This is a genomic window from Kribbella koreensis (assembly GCF_039525325.1).
Taxonomy (GTDB): domain Bacteria; phylum Actinomycetota; class Actinomycetes; order Propionibacteriales; family Kribbellaceae; genus Kribbella; species Kribbella koreensis.
Genome location: NZ_BAAAHK010000003.1, coordinates 112,439 through 128,531, shown reverse-complemented (window position 1 = coordinate 128,531; position 16,093 = coordinate 112,439). Strand labels below are relative to the sequence as shown.

The 16,093-nt window shown below is 69.9% G+C and carries 14 protein-coding genes; 10 read left to right on the top strand and 4 right to left on the bottom strand.

What is annotated here, in order from left to right:
- Positions 1-3 precede the first annotated feature (3 nt).
- The 4 genes from ABD116_RS04550 to ABD116_RS04535 all read left to right on the top strand — a co-directional run bounded on the left by ABD116_RS04550 (position 4) and on the right by ABD116_RS04535 (position 6,709).
- On the top strand, positions 4-1,293 hold the full coding sequence (locus ABD116_RS04550; RefSeq protein ID WP_343965105.1) for a multicopper oxidase domain-containing protein: 1,290 nt from the start codon (positions 4-6) through the stop codon (positions 1,291-1,293).
- An 11-nt stretch (positions 1,294-1,304) separates the two neighbouring features.
- Positions 1,305-4,346 carry a multicopper oxidase domain-containing protein gene (locus ABD116_RS04545; RefSeq protein WP_343965103.1) on the top strand — a complete coding sequence of 1,014 codons (3,042 nt, stop codon included), beginning with the start codon at positions 1,305-1,307 and terminating at the stop codon, positions 4,344-4,346.
- A gap of 63 nt (positions 4,347-4,409) precedes the next feature.
- Positions 4,410-4,892, top strand: coding sequence for a hypothetical protein (locus tag ABD116_RS04540; protein WP_343965101.1), 483 nt, complete (start codon positions 4,410-4,412; stop codon positions 4,890-4,892).
- A complete protein-coding gene (locus ABD116_RS04535; protein WP_343965099.1) occupies positions 4,892-6,709 on the top strand; it encodes a copper resistance CopC/CopD family protein in 1,818 nt (605 codons plus the stop codon). Before ABD116_RS04540 ends, ABD116_RS04535 begins: the two co-directional genes overlap by 1 nt.
- Here ABD116_RS04535 and ABD116_RS04530 read toward each other — a convergent pair.
- Both ABD116_RS04530 and ABD116_RS04525 read right to left on the bottom strand, forming a co-directional pair.
- Positions 6,666-7,784, bottom strand: a complete 1,119-nt coding sequence (locus ABD116_RS04530; RefSeq protein WP_343965097.1) for a sensor histidine kinase — start codon at positions 7,782-7,784, stop codon at positions 6,666-6,668. The two genes, ABD116_RS04535 and ABD116_RS04530, sit on opposite strands and share 44 nt — an antisense overlap.
- Entirely contained in the window at positions 7,756-8,424 is a 669-nt protein-coding gene (locus ABD116_RS04525; RefSeq protein WP_343965095.1) for a response regulator transcription factor, read from the bottom strand. The genes ABD116_RS04530 and ABD116_RS04525 overlap by 29 nt, the downstream gene beginning before the upstream one ends.
- Before the next feature lie 146 nt (positions 8,425-8,570).
- On the opposite strand from ABD116_RS04525, the gene ABD116_RS04520 reads away from it, so the two are divergent.
- From ABD116_RS04520 to ABD116_RS04495, 6 genes are all read left to right on the top strand, one after another.
- Positions 8,571-9,350 (top strand): FAD:protein FMN transferase, encoded by a 780-nt coding sequence (locus ABD116_RS04520; RefSeq protein WP_343965093.1) that lies wholly within the window; start codon positions 8,571-8,573, stop codon positions 9,348-9,350.
- Entirely contained in the window at positions 9,347-10,009 is a 663-nt protein-coding gene (locus ABD116_RS04515) for a response regulator transcription factor (RefSeq protein WP_343965091.1), read from the top strand. The genes ABD116_RS04520 and ABD116_RS04515 overlap by 4 nt, the downstream gene beginning before the upstream one ends.
- The gene (locus ABD116_RS04510; RefSeq protein WP_343965089.1) at positions 10,006-11,229 is read left to right on the top strand and encodes a sensor histidine kinase; all 1,224 of its coding nucleotides are present in this window, start codon (positions 10,006-10,008) and stop codon (positions 11,227-11,229) included. Before ABD116_RS04515 ends, ABD116_RS04510 begins: the two co-directional genes overlap by 4 nt.
- A 67-nt stretch (positions 11,230-11,296) precedes the next feature.
- On the top strand, positions 11,297-12,703 hold the full coding sequence (locus tag ABD116_RS04505; RefSeq protein ID WP_343965087.1) for a ferredoxin reductase family protein: 1,407 nt from the start codon (positions 11,297-11,299) through the stop codon (positions 12,701-12,703).
- A 19-nt stretch (positions 12,704-12,722) separates the two neighbouring features.
- On the top strand, positions 12,723-13,250 hold the full coding sequence (locus tag ABD116_RS04500; RefSeq protein ID WP_343965085.1) for an FMN-binding protein: 528 nt from the start codon (positions 12,723-12,725) through the stop codon (positions 13,248-13,250).
- Positions 13,247-13,696, top strand: a complete 450-nt coding sequence (locus ABD116_RS04495) for an FMN-binding protein (RefSeq protein ID WP_343965083.1) — start codon at positions 13,247-13,249, stop codon at positions 13,694-13,696. The genes ABD116_RS04500 and ABD116_RS04495 overlap by 4 nt, the downstream gene beginning before the upstream one ends.
- Positions 13,697-13,715: 19 nt before the next feature.
- Here ABD116_RS04495 and trhA read toward each other — a convergent pair whose 3' ends face one another.
- Positions 13,716-14,387 carry a PAQR family membrane homeostasis protein TrhA gene (gene trhA / locus ABD116_RS04490; RefSeq protein WP_343965081.1) on the bottom strand — a complete coding sequence of 224 codons (672 nt, stop codon included), beginning with the start codon at positions 14,385-14,387 and terminating at the stop codon, positions 13,716-13,718.
- Positions 14,380-16,092 (bottom strand): phosphatidylglycerol lysyltransferase domain-containing protein, encoded by a 1,713-nt coding sequence (locus ABD116_RS04485; RefSeq protein WP_343965080.1) that lies wholly within the window; start codon positions 16,090-16,092, stop codon positions 14,380-14,382. Before ABD116_RS04485 ends, trhA begins: the two co-directional genes overlap by 8 nt.
- Position 16,093: the final 1 nt, after the last annotated feature.

Here is a 16,093-nt window from a genome sequence, read left to right as displayed (position 1 = left end):
ACGATGAAACGACTCTCGATCCAGCGGCTGCTGTCGCTGACGGCGGCCGCGGTGCTGGTGATCGCTCCGGCCGTGGTGTGGACCCAGGCCTCGGTGGCGGCGATGTCGGAGGGGCTGCTCTGCGACACCGATCCGAACCAGACCTTCTCGCTGACCGCGAGCGACGGCTACGTCTCCACTCCGGACGGCAACTCGATCTTCATGTGGAGCTACGGCAACAGCAAGCGCGGCTTCCAGTCGCCCGGTCCCACCCTGTGTGTGGAGTCGGGCCGGCCGGTCACCGTGGTCCTGCACAACAAGTTGCCTGAGGCCACTTCCATCGTGTTCCCCGGCCAGCAGTCGGTGAAGGCGAACGGCAACCCGGCACAACCCCAGTTCGACTCGGGCGGGTCGCTGACCTCGCTGGTCCAGTCCGCGGCCGCCACGGATGGGTCGGTCACCTACACCTTCACGGCGGGCAGCCCCGGCACGTACCTGTACGTGACCGGTACCGACGTCGACAAGCAACAGCAGATGGGCCTGTACGGCGCGCTGGTGGTCCGGCCCGCCGGACACGCGAACCAGGTGAACGACCGGCCCGACTCCGCCTTCGCGAACGGCAAGGAGTACGTCTACCTGCTCTCCGAGATCGACCCGGACGTGCACCTGGCCGTCGAGCGCAACCAGCCGGTCGAGCTGAACGGCTCCAAGTCGCGGTACTTCCTGATCAACGGCCGCAGCATGCCGGACACGCTGGCGCCGAACAACGCGCCCTGGCTACCGGGCCAGCCGTACGGCGCGCTCGTGCATATCAAGCCGTACGATGCCGCGACGAACCCGTTGCCGGCGACCATCCGCTACCTCAACGCAGGCAGCGTCAACTACCCGTTCCACCCGCACGGCAGCGACGAGCGCGTCGTCAACCGCGACGGGCATGCCCTGCAGGGGCCGGACGGCCAGGACCTGTCGTACGAGAAGTACGACCTGGACGTCGGTCCGGGCCAGACCCTCGACGTGCTGATGGACTGGCGTGACGTCGAGCACTGGAACGCGACCACCAACCCGATCCCGACCCAGATCCCGGCGATCACCGACCAGTTGCTGGTCGGCCCGGACACCTGGTTCTCCGAGAGCGGCTACCTCGGCACCAAGAACGCGGTGCCGTCGAACCTGACGCAGAACAACGAATGTGGCGAGTACTACCACATCGCGCACAGCCACGCGCTGGAACAAGCGACCAACTACGGGGCGGCCTTCGGCGGCATGATGACGGTCTTCCGCATCGACCCGCCGGCCGGCTGCACAGGCCAGTGAGGACTCCGACGATGACGAACAGATTCCGTGTCGCCGCTGCGATCCTGACGGCCGCGACGCTCGGCGTGACGCTCTCGCTGCACGCGACGGCGACGCCCGCACCCACTGCCGCGCAGCAACTTCCCGCGCGGGCATCGGTTGCCGTCGGCAAGCTCACGCCGAGGGGCTGCACCTTCGGCGCGGGCACTGCCGCCTGCGACCTGTACGCCATGACCGGTACGGCCACCCTGCTGGGTGTGCCGGTCCCCATCTGGGGCTTCTCCTCGACCGGCGCGGCCGCCTCGGCGACCGCACCCGGCCCGGTGCTGGTGGTCCACCAGGGCGACCAAGTGACCGTCACGCTCCACAACGAGGTGGCCGGCCAGAGTGTTTCGCTGGCGTTCCCCGGGCAGCCTCTGCCGACCGGGGGAGAGGACACCACCGGGATCGCAGCGGGCGCCACTCGTGCCTACAGCTTCACGGCGGGTCGCCCGGGCACCTTCCTCTACGAGGCCGGGCACACCTCCGGTGGCGCTCGGCAGGTCGCCATGGGTCTGGCCGGCGCGTTAGTGGTGCTGCCCGCCGACGGCACGGCGTACGGGACCCAGCCGGCCGGTTATCCGGCGTCCGGGTACGACGACGACGCGGTGGTCGTGCTGAGTGAGATCGACCCGGCGTTCAACGCCAACCCGGCGGCGTTCGACCTGCGCAAGTTCAGCCCGAAGTACCGGCTGATCAACGGCAAGCCCTACCCGGCCAGCGATCCGATCGCGACCGACCAGGGGCACAAGGTGCTCGTCCGGTACGTGAACGTGGGCTCGCTGACGCACCCGATGACGGTGCTCGGCGGGCTGCAGACCGAGATCGCCCAGGGCGGCCATCCCGCGCACTACGCGACCACGGTCGCGGCCGAGAGCATCGATCCCGGCCAGACCCTGGACTCACTCGTCACGATGCCGACCGGGCCGGAGGCCAAACTGGCGCTCTACGAGACGGCCAGGCACCTGGACAACAACGGCCAGCACACCGCCGATCCCAGCCAGCTGGCGTTCGGCGGCATGCTCACCTTCCTGGACACCAACGCCCCGCCGCCCAGTACGGACGGGGTGGGGCCGGTCTCGAGTCATATCAAACTCGCGCCCAACCCGTCGACCGGCCTCACGCCGGTGACGGTGACGGCCGACCTCAGTGACGCAACGACCGGCGGCTCGGCGGTCAGCCAGGCCGAGTTCGTGATCGACGACGCGGTGACCACCGGCGTCGGATTCGGTACGCCGATGTCGCTGCCCGGCAGCGGCGTCAGCATCACCGGCGCGACCGGCACGATCAGTACCGCGGTCCTGGCCGCCCTCGACGCCGGCCGGCACACCGTGTTCGTCCGGGCGCTCGATGCCGTCGGCAACTGGGGCGTCGTCGGCTCGGCGATCCTGAACCTGCCGAAGACGGGTCCGCAGACCATCAACGGATCGATCGCGGACGTACCGGCCAACGGCGCCGTCACGGTCAGCATCTCGGCGACCGGTGACGACACCGACGCGGGTGGACTCATCACGGACGCCGAGTACTTCCTCGATACCGTCGGCGCCGACGGAACCGGTACACCGCTGACGCTGAACCGCAGCGCCACGGTGGTGGCCGAGGACGCCGACCTGTCGCCGGCCGTGCTCAGCACGCTGGGCGAGGGCGAGCACCACGTGTTCGTGCACAGCAAGGACTCGCTGGGGTTGTGGGGACCGCCGCTCGACATCTCGTTGCCGATCGACGTGACCGGGCCGGCCGTCGACGCGGCCAGTGTCGGGCCGAACCCGACCAACGCCGTGCTCGCGGACAAGAGTCACCCGGGCAGCCTGCTGGTCTCGGCGCAGATCACCGACAAGGATGCCGGTGGCGCGCTGCAGAGCCTGCTGACCGATGCGGAGGCGTTCCTGGATCCGGCCTCGCCCAACCCGGCGGGCGGAACAGGGCTGCAGATGCTTCCGGTCGACGGCACGCTGAACTCCACCAGTGAGGCGTTCTACGGGCTGATCCCGCTCACCCAGGTGAAGGCACTTGCCGACGGCACCCATCACGTCTATGTCAGAGGACAGGACGCGGCCGGCAACTGGGGTTCGCTGTTCGCGGTGAACCTGGTGGTCGACAAGACGGCGCCGGTACTCGGTGCGCTGACCGCCTCGCCGAACCCGACCAACGGAGCAACCACGCTGACGCTGACAGCGCCGGTCACGGACGCTTCGCTGATCGCCAAGGCGGAGTACTGGCTGGGCGGCACCGATCCCGGTGTCGGCAAGGGCATCTCGCTCCCGGTCAGCGTGGTCGCCGGCAAGGTCCAGGTGACCGTGCCGCTGGCCTCGGTGCCGCCGGGCAACCAGGTGTTCAACCTGCGGGTGCAGGACCTGGCCGGCAACTGGAGCAAGTCCGTGAACACCACGGTCTCGGTGCAACGGCCGAACGCGATCTTCTCCGACAACTTCGAGTCGGGTGGCTTCGGGTTCTGGGGCGCGACCACCGGTGGTGTCCTCAACACCACCACGGCCGCGCTGCCGACGGCGATCGAGCCAGGGAGTACCCGTGGTCTGCAGGTCACGCTGCCGGGTAACGGGTACCTGACCGACCTGACGCCGAACGCCGAGACGTCGTACCACGCGAGGTTCGTGTTCAACCGGAACACGCTGACCTCGGGGACCAACGTGAACACCGCGTTGAGCCTGTTGCAGGGCCGGACCGCCGCGAACGGTCAGGTCTACGCGCTGGAGTACCGGTTCACCGCCGGCTCGGCGCAGGTCCGGACGATCCTCGATCGCAGCGGCGCAGGGGCTCTGACCGGCAACTGGGTCACCCTCACCGCCGGTCCGCACACCTTGCAGGTCGACTGGACCTCGGGGCCGGCCACCGGTACGGGCGCAGGATCGCTGCGGCTGTCGGTGGACGGTGTCAGCCGGTCACTGCAGACCGGTAACACCAGCACCCTGCGGATCGACACGGCCTGGCTGGGGGTGTCGGCCGGGATCAGTGCGAGCTCCACTGGACGGGCGTACTTCGACAGCTTCGCCTCGACCAGGTACACGATGCCGTAGCGGTAAGACCGCCGGGGCCCTGGGCGTTCAGGGCCCCGGCGCCGTCCTTGGGAGGGGACCGCCATGCTGGACACGATTCACCGTGAAGCAAGCCCGACGCCGCGCCGCCGGGTCAATCGTCTCGTCATCCTGATCGCCGTCCTGGCGGTGGCCCTGGTCGCCGGCGGGCTGGTCGCGGTCAAGCTCTGGGCCTCGGGTGACCCCGCGGCGTTCCCGCAGAGCTCGACGATCGAGGAGAAGTACGGTGTGCGTTTCTCTCGCGTCGCCGTCGTCGGCGACGGGGGACTGGTCACGCTGACCTACGTCGTCCTGGACAGCGAGAAGGCCACCCGGTTCCAGTCGGACGTTCAGCATCCGCCGGAGCTACGCAGCGAGGACCGCGACGGTGGGACGAAGCGGGTGTCGGTGATGAAGCAGGGACACAGCCTGCGATCCGGCCAGACGTACTACTTGGTGTACCAGAACACCAAGGGCGCCCTGCGGCACGGCGAGAAGGCCACGATCAGGCTGGGAGACCTCAGCCTGCTGCACGCTCCGGTGCTCTGATGTCCGCGACATCGGCCCGCCTCCGCCGGCTCGCGGGCTTGCTGCTGCTTGTCGGCGTGCTGGTCACGTGGTCTCCGCAGACCGCGAGCGCCCATGCCTACCTCACCTCGACCAGTCCGGCTGACGGCTCCTCGTTGTCGGTGGCACCTACCCGGCTGCGGCTGGCGTTCAGCGAGACGGTCGTTCCCGCCGCGACGCAGATCGACGTGGTGGCGGAGGACGGCAAGCACTACCCGGTGAGCGATGTACGAGTTGTGGGGGAAGGCGGTGAGGAGCCGTCCGAGGTACTGGCCACCCTGCCCACGCTGCCCAAGGGCGCCTACCGGGTGTCCTGGCAGACGTTGTCGGCCGACGACCTGCACCGGACTGCAGGCGTCCTGGTCTTCGGCATCGGCCACGCGGTGGCTGCTGCCGGTCTCGATGAACCGGTTCCTGCTCCGGGCGAGGTCGTCCTGCGCTGGCTGGTGTTCGGCGCGCTGGCCCTCGCACTCGGCGGTGCGTTGATGGGTCGCCTCGCTCGGCGTCAAGCGGCTACCGCCGGGGCCGGATGGTCGCGGATGGCTCAGCGCGGGGAGTTGGCCGGCGGTTGCGCGGGTGCCGTCGGAGCCCTTCTGCTGTTGGGATATCAGACTTCGAAGGCAGGCTCCACAGAGCTGCTCAGCAGTTCGTACGGCCTGCGATGGGGTCTCCGGGAGGCAGGCTTCTTGCTGCTGGTGGGCGCTGCTGTCGGGCGCCGCTACCGGGGTCGTGGGCCGGTACTGGTCCTGGGCGCGGCTCTGGTCGCGCTGGGCAGCGCGTTGACCGGACACTCGGGTGCCGGTCAGGGGGTGTTGCCCACGCGGGTGGTTGCCGACGCGATCCATCTCACCGCAGCAGCCACCTGGGCAGGCGCGGTGCTGGTCGGACTGTGGTTCGCCTGGTCCGCGCGCGATCGGCGACCGCGGCTCGAACTTCTCGCGGTACTGCGGGCCTTCGGGCTGCCCGCCGCCGCTTGCGTGAGTCTGATCATCGCCTCAGGCATCTACCTGACGAGCGGGGTGGTCGGCTCGGTCGACGCCGCACTGGTCACGTTCTACGGCCGGGCGCTGCTGCTGAAGATCGGTGTCTTCGCGGTGATCGGTGTCCTCGGTCTCACGAACCACTTCCGGTTGCGGCGAACGGCGGGTGCGGCGCTGCGGCGTTCGGCCCTCGCGGCGGAAGCGGGCTTCGCTGTAGTCGTGCTCGGACTGGCCGCGGTCATCACCAGTGGCCAGCCCGCGGTCGAGCCGCAACTCGTCAAGGACCCGGCGGCCGAGGTGGTACCGCTGCAGGACTCCCGGGTCGCGGATCTTCAGCAGACGCTGGCGGTCCGGCCGAACCTGCCCGGCCGGAACCTGGTGATGGTCGACGTCTTCGACACCAGGCGACCGGCTCCCGCGCCGGTCCAGCAGGTGACCGTGGCGGTGGTCGATGCCGACGGCACCGATTCGCCGCCGGTACGGGCCGAGCGGCTGGCGGACGGTCGCTGGTCGGCAGCCGTGGTACTGAACAGCAGTGGGGCTGCCCGGGTCGAGGTGACGGTACGGCGGCCTGGTCTGCCGGACGCGGTACACGCCTACAACTGGGCGGTCGGTGGGGCGAACGCGTCGGCGAGGACGGCGCTGGTGTCCACCGCTCCGATCAAGAAGGAGCTGACGATGCTCTGGTTCGCAGTGACGATCCTGCTGGTCGGCGGTTGGTGGGTGGCGATGCTGGTCCGGCTCCGCCGGGTATCCCGTCGAGACACCGTGGTGGTCAGCTCTCCACCGGACCGAAGTCCTGCCGACGTGGCAGGGTGAGCTCGAACAAGGCTCCGCCCTCGGGCGCCGTCGAGGCGGTGATGTGGCCACCGTGTGCCTTGACGGTGGCCTGCGCCATCGGCAGCCCGAGGCCGCTGCCCATCGGCGCGGTCGGTGGGCGCCGGTGCCAGAACCGGTCGAAGACGTGCGGCAGGTCCTCGGCCCGGATGCCCGGCCCGGAGTCGGCGACGCCGATCACGTACCACCGGCCGGAAACCCCACCGGACAACCTGATCCGGTCGCCGGGCCCGGTGAAGTGGACGGCGTTCTCGATCAGGGCGTCCAGCGCGAGCTCGAGCCAGACCGGATCGGCCAGCACCGGCATCGACGGCAACCGGTCGACCAGCCAGTCCCGGTCGGCGCTGTCGCGCCAGTTGTTCCCGATCTGGTCGAGGAACTCACTCAGGTCGAGCTCCTGATGCCGGACGGCCCGGCCCGAGTCGAGCTTGGCCAGCGCCAGCAAGCGGGTGGACAGCGCGGACAGCCGGTCCACCTGGCGCATCGCGATGGCGAGGTCCTGCCGGGACTCGTCGCCGGCCACCACCGGCTCGAGCAGCTCGAGATGACCGCGCGCGATCGTCACCGGGGTGCGCATCGCGTGCGAGGCCTCCCGGAAGAACTGCCGTTCGCGGTCGAAGACGGCGAGCCGTTCCTCGGCCATCAGCTCGACCTGCTGCTGGGCGGCGACCCGGCGGCGCGCGTGCCAGACCATCGCCAGGAACAGCATCGGCATCAACGGGATCTCGGCCCACTCGGCCCGGCTGCTGCCGTCCTGTAGCTGGTGCACCACCAGGATCCAGCCGGTCAGCACGGTGATCGCGAAGGTGATCAGCAGGGTCTGCAGCAGCGGCCAGACCCGGAAGCCGTAGACGAGCGTGAGGGCGAGGAACAGCAGGTGGTACGGGATCACCTCGCGCTCGATCATCAGGTTCATGGCGACCAGCATCCCGAGCACGAAGACGGCCAGCAGGGCATCGACCAGCCGGTACCACTGCGGCCGCCGCAGGCCCTGCCGGAGCCGCGGGAGCCGCCCCGCGAGCCCGGCGTCACGCGATCTGAAGCTGATAACCGACATTGCGCACCGTCTGGATCACGTCTCTGGTCATCTTCGCCCGCAGCCTGCGGACACAGACATCGACCACGTTGGTGGCCGGGTCGAAGTCGTAGCCCCACACCGCCGAGAGCAGCTCGCTGCGCGAGCAGACCGTGTCCGGCTTGCGCATGAAGTGCTGCATCAGCAGGAACTCCCGCTCCGACAGCACCGCCTCGCTGCCGTCCACCCGCAGCCGGCGGGTCCGGACGTCGAGCGCGATCGGCCCGGCCCGGAGAACGAACTCGTCCGGGTCCCGGTCGGTCGACTCGCGCAGCCTGAACCGGATCCGGGCCAGCAGCTCGCGGATCGCGAACGGCTTGGCCAGGATGTCCACGGCGCCCTGCTCGAGACAGCGGACCCGCGCCTGGACGTCCGCGACCGCGGACAGCACCAGGATCCGGGTCGAGGGGCTGCGTGCCAGCACCCCGGCCATCACGGCCTCACCGTCGACCTCGGGCATCCGCAGGTCGAGCACCATCAGGTCCGGCTTCCTGGTCAGCGCCATCCGCAGACCGTCCATCCCGTCGGTCGCGGTCAGCACCTGATAGCCCTCGGCCTCGAGCCCGCGCCGGACGAAACGGACCAGCTCGGGTTCGTCGTCAACCACCAATATCGTCGTCATCTGACCCCCAGGCCCGGCCGGAGCCGGTCCCACATCCCCTTGAGTCCGCAGGCGCGGACCCCCCAAGGACATATTGACTCTCCGTCACGGTCTGCGGAAGAGCCCGCAGTCATTCGGTCCCGGGTCGGGCGACGTACCTTTGCCTCGTGTCGACAGTGCAGAAGCGGAGCTGGGCCGAACAGGTGATGGGGTTGCCCATCAGCTTGCTGGCCAGGGGCCCGGCGGCCCGTACGGCGGCCGCGGATGCCGCTGCCCAGGCGGTGTATCGAGAGCTGCGAGAGGTCGACCTGACCTTCTCGCCGTACCGTCCGGACAGCGAGGTGAGCCGGCTGGCGCGGGGAGAACTGAGCTGGGAGGCCGCCGCTCCGGTGGTCCGCGAGGTCGCCGACCGCTGCCGGCGGGCCCGTGAGCTCACCGGTGGTCTCTTCGACGCGGAGACACCGGCCGCCGGCTGGGATCCGTCGGGACTGGTGAAGGGCTGGGCCGCGGAGCGGGCGAGCAGATTGCTGATCGAGGTCGACGGCGCCGACTGGTGTCTCAACGCGGGTGGCGATGTCGTGGTGCACTGCCCGAGCGGCGAGCCGTTCGTCATCGGCATCCAGGATCCGGGTGATCCTGGTGCGGTGGTAGCTACTGTGCGTAGTACCGGCGATGCGGTCGCGACAAGTGGGACGGCGGCGCGCGGAGCCCATCTCTACGATCCACGGAACGGGGCAGCAGTGGTCGGCAACTGGGCTTCGGTGTCGGTGACCGGGCCGTCGCTGGAGTGGGCGGATGTGCTCGCCACGGCGGCGTTCGTCGCCGGGGACGACTGGCCGCGGGTCGTCTCGCTGCTGCCTGGGTATGCCGGACTCGGAGTGCACACCGACGGCACCCTCCGGGCGATGCCCGGTTGGCCACGCGTTCAGCCGGGCGACGCCGGATGACCGCGACACGACTCCTGCTGGTGGAGGACGACCAGGACCTGGCCGGGCTGCTCGGGCGGGTGCTCGGTGACGAGGGCTACCTGGTGACGGCCGCGCCGGACGGCCAGCGCGGGCTGCATCTCGGACTGAGTCAGGAGTTCGACGTGATGATCGTCGACCGGGGGTTGCCGGCCATCGAGGGGCTCGACCTGATCACCCGGCTGCGCAGCCGGGGCGTCAGTACGCCGATCCTGGTGCTGTCGGCGCGCGGAACCACGGCGGAGCGGGTCGACGGGCTGGACGCGGGGGCGGAGGACTACCTCGCGAAGCCGTTCGAGTTGACCGAGTTGCTGGCTCGGCTGCGCGCTTTGCTCCGGCGTCATCCCGATCGGGCGGAGCATCTCGTCGTACCGGGTGGGCGGCTCGACCTGGCCGGGCGGACGGTACGGCGTACCGACGGTGGCCTGGTCGAGCTGTCGGAGCGGGAGTCGGCGTTGCTGGCCTTGCTGGCGGCGCGGCCGGGAGTCGTCTTCAGCCGGGCCGAGTTGCTCGCGCGGGTCTTCGACGAGGCGGAGTCCGAGACCGTCGTCGACACCTACGTGCACTACTGCCGGCGCAAGCTGGGCCGTGGAGTGATCAGCACGGTCCGCGGGCTCGGGTACCGGCTCGGTCGCTCATGAGCGCTCGTCCGATCGGTGACCAGGTGCTCGTCCGCCGGGCCGCCCGTGAGGTCGCGGTCCAGGTGGCCGCGCTGGTCGGAGCGGCGATGCTGCTCCTGGTCGTGCTGGTGACGATCGTCGTCGTCCGCGGCCAGGCCGGAGCGGCCGACGACCTGCTGCGAAACACGTTGCGCACCGCTGACGACGTCGGTGACCCACCCTCGGGGATCTGGCTGGTGATGGACACCCCGAAGGGCCTGGAGAGGTCGGCCGGCCTGCCCGACGAGCTGGACCCCGCTTTGGCCGGATTGCGCGCAGCAGCCGGGCCGGCGGTGCGGTTGACGAATGTGCGGGAGGACGACGAAGCGGAGTACCGGATCGCCACCGTTCGCCGCGACGGGCGGCCGATCCAGGCCGTCCTGGACCTCACGACGGCCCATCAGCAACGGGCGCGACTGCTGCAGGCGATGGGGTTCGCGACTGCTGTCGGGCTGGTGTTCGCGGCGCTGCTCGGCATTCTGCTGGGGCGGCGGGCGGTCCGGCCGCTAGCGCAGGCGCTTGCCCTGCAACGTGCTTTCGTCGCCGACGCGGGTCATGAGTTGCGGACACCGCTGACGCTGCTGAGCACCCGTGCGCAGGTGCTGAACCGGGCCTTGCAACGCAGTGACCTGAGCGAGGAAGTCCTACGCGACTCGCGCGGTGTCGTCCAGGACACGCAGCGGCTGGGCGAGGTGGTCGAGGACCTTTTGGTGGCGGCGGACCCGCGCAGCGAGGAGACTCGTGAGCCGGTCGACCTGAACCGGTTGGCGGGCTCGGTGGCCGACAGCGCCCGAGCTCATGCCACCGCGGCCGGGGTCACCCTGCTGCATGGCGCGACGGATGAGGACTGCACCGTCCTCGGGTCCCACACCGCGCTCCGGCGGGCAGTCCTCGCCCTGGTCGACAACGCGATCGACCACACGCCGGACGGGGGAGAGGTCCGCGTCGGCGTCCGCCGGTCGGGGCGCGACGTAGTACTGCGGGTGAGCGACACCGGCCCCGGTATCCGGCCCGAGGACGCCGAGCGGGTGTTGCGCAGATTCGACTCCGGCGGCCATCGCTCCGGCCGGGCCCACTACGGTCTCGGCCTCGCCCTGACCCATGACGTGGCGAACCGGCACGGCGGCCAGCTCCGGTTGGTGCGCAGCGATACCGGCGCGACGTTCGAGCTCGTTCTTCCCGCGGCTCCAAGGAACGGCTAAGAATCCCGGCGCATCCTCGGGGTATCCGACCCGATGGAGCCGCAGTGACCGACCGGCAGTTGTCCCGATGACCTCTTTGCTGAGTCCTGCGCGGGCAGCACACACCCGCCGCCGGACCCGCCGTACTCCGCGCTGGTGGCGTGACATCGCGGGGATCGCCTGCTGGGCGAGCGTGCTCATCGTGATCGCGCTCTGGTTGTCGGGGCGTGGTGCCCAGTTGCTCGCCGCCGGACCGGCAGACCTCTTCACGTCACTGGGCCGGATCACCGGATTGGTCGCGGCCGATCTGCTGCTGGTCCAGGTGATCCTGATGGCCCGCGTACCGGCGATCGAGCGCAGCTACGGTCAGGACGAGCTGGCTCGCCGGCACCGGTTGGTGGGGTTCGCCTCGTTCAACCTGCTGATGCTGCACGTCGCGCTGATCCTGATCGGCTACACCCTGCGCGATCACAACGACCTGCTGCACGAGACCTGGAGCGTCGTCACCTCGTACGGCGGGATGCTGCTCGCCGTGGCCGCTGTCGTCGCTCTGACCCTGGTGGTGGTCACCTCGGTGCGGATAGCGCGCCGGGCCTTGCGGTACGAGTCCTGGCACCTGCTCCACCTCTATGCCTATCTGGGCGTGGGCCTGTCCATCCCGCACGAGATCTGGACGGGTGCCGACTTCACCACTTCGTCGCTCGCGCGGGTCTACTGGTGGTCGGTCTATGCGGCGGCGTTGGCGGCCGTGCTCGTCTACCGGCTCGGCCTTCCGCTGTGGCGCTCGTTGCGGCATGGCATCACCGTCAGCTCGGTAGTACGCGAGAGCCCGGACGTGGTGTCGGTCCACCTCACTGGGCGAGGGCTGCACCGGTTGCCGGCCAAGGCAGGCCAGTACTTCGTCTTCCGCTTCTTGGACGGGTCGGGCTGGTCGCGGGGCAACCCCTATTCGCTGTCGGCGACCCCGTCGCCACGGCAGTTGCGGGTGACCGCCAAGGAGGCAGGTGACGGCAGTCGGCGACTGGCCTGGTTGCGGCCGGGCACGAAGGTGCTGATCGAGGGCCCGTACGGCCGGCTCACCGGTGAACACCGGGTCACCTCGAAGGTCGCGATGCTTGCCTGCGGCATCGGTATCACGCCGCTGCGGTCCTTGCTGGAAGACCTCGACTACGCCCCGGCCGACGCCGCGCTGGTCTACCGTGCGCACGGCGAGGAGGACCTCGTCTTCCGCGCCGAGCTCGATGAACTGGCTGCCAGGCGAGGGATCGAGGTGCATTACGTCCTCGGGCCGCGATTGCGTGACCGGCCGTCGTGGCTGCCGCAGAACGCCTCCAACTGGACCGATGTCGACGCCCTGCGGAGCCTGGTGCCGGGGATCGAGGGATACGACGTGTTCGTCTGTGGGCCGGATCCCTGGATGGACGCAGTCTGCACAGCGGCCTTGGCGGCCGGGCTTCCGCCGGACCAACTGCACCAGGAGAGGTTCTCGTGGTGATCGATCAGGAAGGTGGCCGATGAGACGCGGTGTCGTCCGGACGATGTCGGTCGTCACGCTGGCCGTAGTGGGACTGGGCCTGCGGGCCGGTTCCCAATCGGCCGGTACGCCGGCTCCCTCGTCCACCAGTACGCCGGCCGGGAGGCCGCGGCACGTCCGGCCCCGGCCCTCCCCGGCGCCGACGGTCGCACCGCGCCTCCCGGCCGGTTCCCCCACCTCGAGTACGTCGAAGAAGCCGGCCCCGAGCGCGACGACGGCTGCTGCCGGTTTCCAGGGCGATCTCGTCGATACGCAGTACGGGCCGGTCCGGGTGCGGATCACCGTGCAGGACGGCCGGATCAAGCGGGCGCAGGCGATCGAGCACCCGCAAGGCGACGGCACCACGGATGGGATCAACGCGTACGCCGTACCGGTCCTGGACCGGGAGGTGGTCACCGCCCAGTCGGCGCACATCGACGCGGTGTCCGGCGCGACGTTCACGTCCCAGGGGTATCGCCAGTCGTTGCAGTCGGCCTTGGACGCCGCTCACCAGGCCGGTGCGCTGTGAGAGTCGGCCATCTGCGGCGGAACAGCATCGTGCTGGGTGCGACGACCGCAGTACTCGGCCTGCTCTTCCTGTACCCGACCAGTACCAACCGGGTAGGCGGCCCAGCCGCTCCTGCCGCCTCGGCGGGAGTAGTCAGCACCGTGCCGGGTCACGGCGGACAGCGGACGACCGTGGTCAACGGTCAGTCGGCCTTGACCCGCTACGGTCCGGTCCAGCTCCAGGTCACGATCAACTCGTCGCGGATCACCGCGGTGAAGACCCTGACCGCACCGTCGTCCGGCGACCGCGACCGCGCCATCAGCGCCTTCGCCCTCCCGATCCTCCAGCGAGAGGCCCTGACCGCCCAAAGCGCCACCATCGACACAGTCTCCGGCGCCACCTTCACCTCCGACGGCTACCGCCGCTCCCTCCAGTCCGCCCTCGACACAGCCCACTTCACCAAGTAGCCGCGACGAGGCGACCTGGTCAGCCGACGAGCTGGTAGATGATCAGGCTGACCGCGATGTAGTGCAGGACGTACGCGGCCACGGTGCAGGCGTGGAAGACTTCGTGGAAGCCGAACCAGCGCGGTGACGGATTCGGTTTCTTGATCCCGTACACGACCGCGCCGGCCGAATACACCAGCCCGCCCGCGGCGAGCAGAACGACGACCGCGGCGCCGCCGCGATGGTAGAAGTCCGGCATCCAGAACACCGCCACCCAGCCGAGCGCAAGGTAGATCGGCGTGTAGAGCCAGCGCGGCGCCGACAGCCAGAACACCCGGAAGAAGACGCCGAGGAGCGCGCCTCCCCAGACCGCGGTGAGCAGGGCGACGCGATTGCCTCCGGTGAGCAGCAGGAGACCGAACGGGGTGTAGGTGCCGGCGATCATCACGAAGATGTTCGAGTGGTCCATCCGCCGCAGTACCGCCGAGGTCGCCGGGCTCCAGTGGCCCCGGTGGTACAGGGCGGAGGCGCCGAACAGCACAGAGGACGCGGTGGCGAAGACCACCGCCGCGACCCGTGCGACGGCCGACGGCGCCGCCACGATCAGCACCACACCGGCCGCGATCGCCAGTGGAAAGGTGCCGGCGTGCAACCAGCCGCGCAGCAGTGGTTTGACGACGTCGGGGAGGGCAGGGTGCTTCTTGTCATGCATGACGGCTTGTCTCCTTTCGGGCCGGACCGATCAGTTTCGCCGGTGACAGCCGGAGGAAGGACTCGGCCTGCAGCGTGGCCGAGGCGATCCGGGGCAGCTCCCGGACGCGCTGGTAGCAGACGAATCGCGGTACCCAGGCCGGGCGGTACTTCGCGTTGGCCCGGTACAACGACTCGATCTGCCAGAACCGGCTCAGCCCGAGCAGGATGCGGTACCACAACCGCAGCCCGGGCCCGGCGCCGGCGAGGCCGCCGCGCTCGAAGACCTCGCGGAAGACGGCGAAGTTGAGCGAGATCCGGGCGATACCGAGATCCGGAGCCGCCTGGACCAGTTCGCTGACCATCAGTTCGATCACTCCGTTGCCCGCTCGGGGGGAGCGGACCATCAGATCGAGGGACAGACCGTCGTCGTTCCACGGCACCAGGCTCAACACGGCGACCAGCCGGGCGGTCTCGTCGCGGCAGCTGACCACCGTCGCATCGCCGTCGCGGAGGTCGCCGAACCGGCCGAGCGCCATCGAGAACCCGCGCTCCGCCTGACCCGCGCGCCAGCCTGCGAGGTGCCGGGACAGGTCGGCCAGCTCGGCGTCGCCGATGTCCCGCTGGCGGCGTACCTGGACCAGGTGGCCTCGCCGTTCCGCCCGGGCCACCGCTTGCCGGACCGCGCGCATCGGCCGGCCGGACAGGCTGAAGGCGGCGACATCGAGGACTGCCTCGTCGCCCAGTTGCATGGCGCTCAGTCCGTGCTCGCGGTAGCTCGACACTCCTCGTTCGCTGGCACCGACGACGCCGGGCGTCCAGGCGTAGCCGCGGGCCTCGGCCAGCCACGCGTCGATGGCGCCCGGCCAGGCGTCCGGATCACCGATCGGATCTCCGCCGGCCAGGGAGACACCGGCGACGACGCGGTACGCGATGGCGGCCGTGCCGGTGGGGCCGAAGATCAGTGACTTGTCGTCGCGCAGCGCGAAGTAGCTCAGCGAGTCGTTGCGGTAGGCGGCCAGCAGGTCACGCAACCGCGCGCCTTCGGAACCAACCTGGTGTCTGGGTGCCCGAGCGGTTCGCAGCGCCATGACGACGGTCGCCACCGCCACGATCACGCCGAGCAGCAGCAGCGTCGCTTCGAGCCTCTGCCGGGTCTGGTCCGACTCGAATCGGGCCGGCCCGCTGATGCCGATGAAGCCCAGCCAGACCTCGCGGAGCAGCTGTGGCGCGGACAGGTGGTCCACCGCGTCCGGGTCGCCGATCAGGGAGGCGGCCCCGACCGAGGTGGCCAGTACGAACGAGGTCAGGAAGGTGACCATCACCTTGCGCCTGCTGCCCGGGTCCGGGCGACCGGTGAAGGCCTGATGGGTGAAGACCAGCAGAACGACGACCACGACGGCCGCGACGGCTTCACCGGTCGAGTGGGCCAGGCCGTTGAGCACCACCAGACCGGACGCCGCGGTGAGCGCGCCGATCCATGCCCGTCGCTTGCGTCGGGCAAGACCTCTGGACAGCATGACCAGGACGACGCCGAGCGGAACCGCGGCACTTGCGGCCTGGGGTACGAGTACCGGTAGTACGGCGGTCAGCGGCTTCAGGCGAGGCCGGAGGGGCGGGCTGACCGCGTCCAGCACACTGATGATCCCGAGCATGCAGACCAGACCGGCGATCCAGGGAGCCCAGCGCGCCGGATCGCGGGGCTGTCCGCGCGGACGCCGGGCCATC

Bases quoted from the DNA above. Each gene is read 5' to 3' on its own strand.
- ABD116_RS04550 (WP_343965105.1), top strand. From the start codon at position 4: ATGAAACGACTCTCGATCCAGCGGCTGCTGTCGCTGACGGCGGCCGCG.
- ABD116_RS04545 (WP_343965103.1), top strand. From the start codon at position 1,305: ATGACGAACAGATTCCGTGTCGCCGCTGCGATCCTGACGGCCGCGACG.
- ABD116_RS04540 (WP_343965101.1), top strand. From the start codon at position 4,410: ATGCTGGACACGATTCACCGTGAAGCAAGCCCGACGCCGCGCCGCCGG.
- ABD116_RS04535 (WP_343965099.1), top strand. From the start codon at position 4,892: ATGTCCGCGACATCGGCCCGCCTCCGCCGGCTCGCGGGCTTGCTGCTG.
- ABD116_RS04530 (WP_343965097.1), bottom strand. From the start codon at position 7,784: ATGTCGGTTATCAGCTTCAGATCGCGTGACGCCGGGCTCGCGGGGCGG.
- ABD116_RS04525 (WP_343965095.1), bottom strand. From the start codon at position 8,424: ATGACGACGATATTGGTGGTTGACGACGAACCCGAGCTGGTCCGTTTC.
- ABD116_RS04515 (WP_343965091.1), top strand. From the start codon at position 9,347: ATGACCGCGACACGACTCCTGCTGGTGGAGGACGACCAGGACCTGGCC.
- ABD116_RS04510 (WP_343965089.1), top strand. From the start codon at position 10,006: ATGAGCGCTCGTCCGATCGGTGACCAGGTGCTCGTCCGCCGGGCCGCC.
- ABD116_RS04505 (WP_343965087.1), top strand. From the start codon at position 11,297: ATGACCTCTTTGCTGAGTCCTGCGCGGGCAGCACACACCCGCCGCCGG.
- ABD116_RS04500 (WP_343965085.1), top strand. From the start codon at position 12,723: ATGAGACGCGGTGTCGTCCGGACGATGTCGGTCGTCACGCTGGCCGTA.
- trhA (WP_343965081.1), bottom strand. From the start codon at position 14,387: ATGCATGACAAGAAGCACCCTGCCCTCCCCGACGTCGTCAAACCACTG.
- ABD116_RS04485 (WP_343965080.1), bottom strand. From the start codon at position 16,092: ATGGCCCGGCGTCCGCGCGGACAGCCCCGCGATCCGGCGCGCTGGGCT.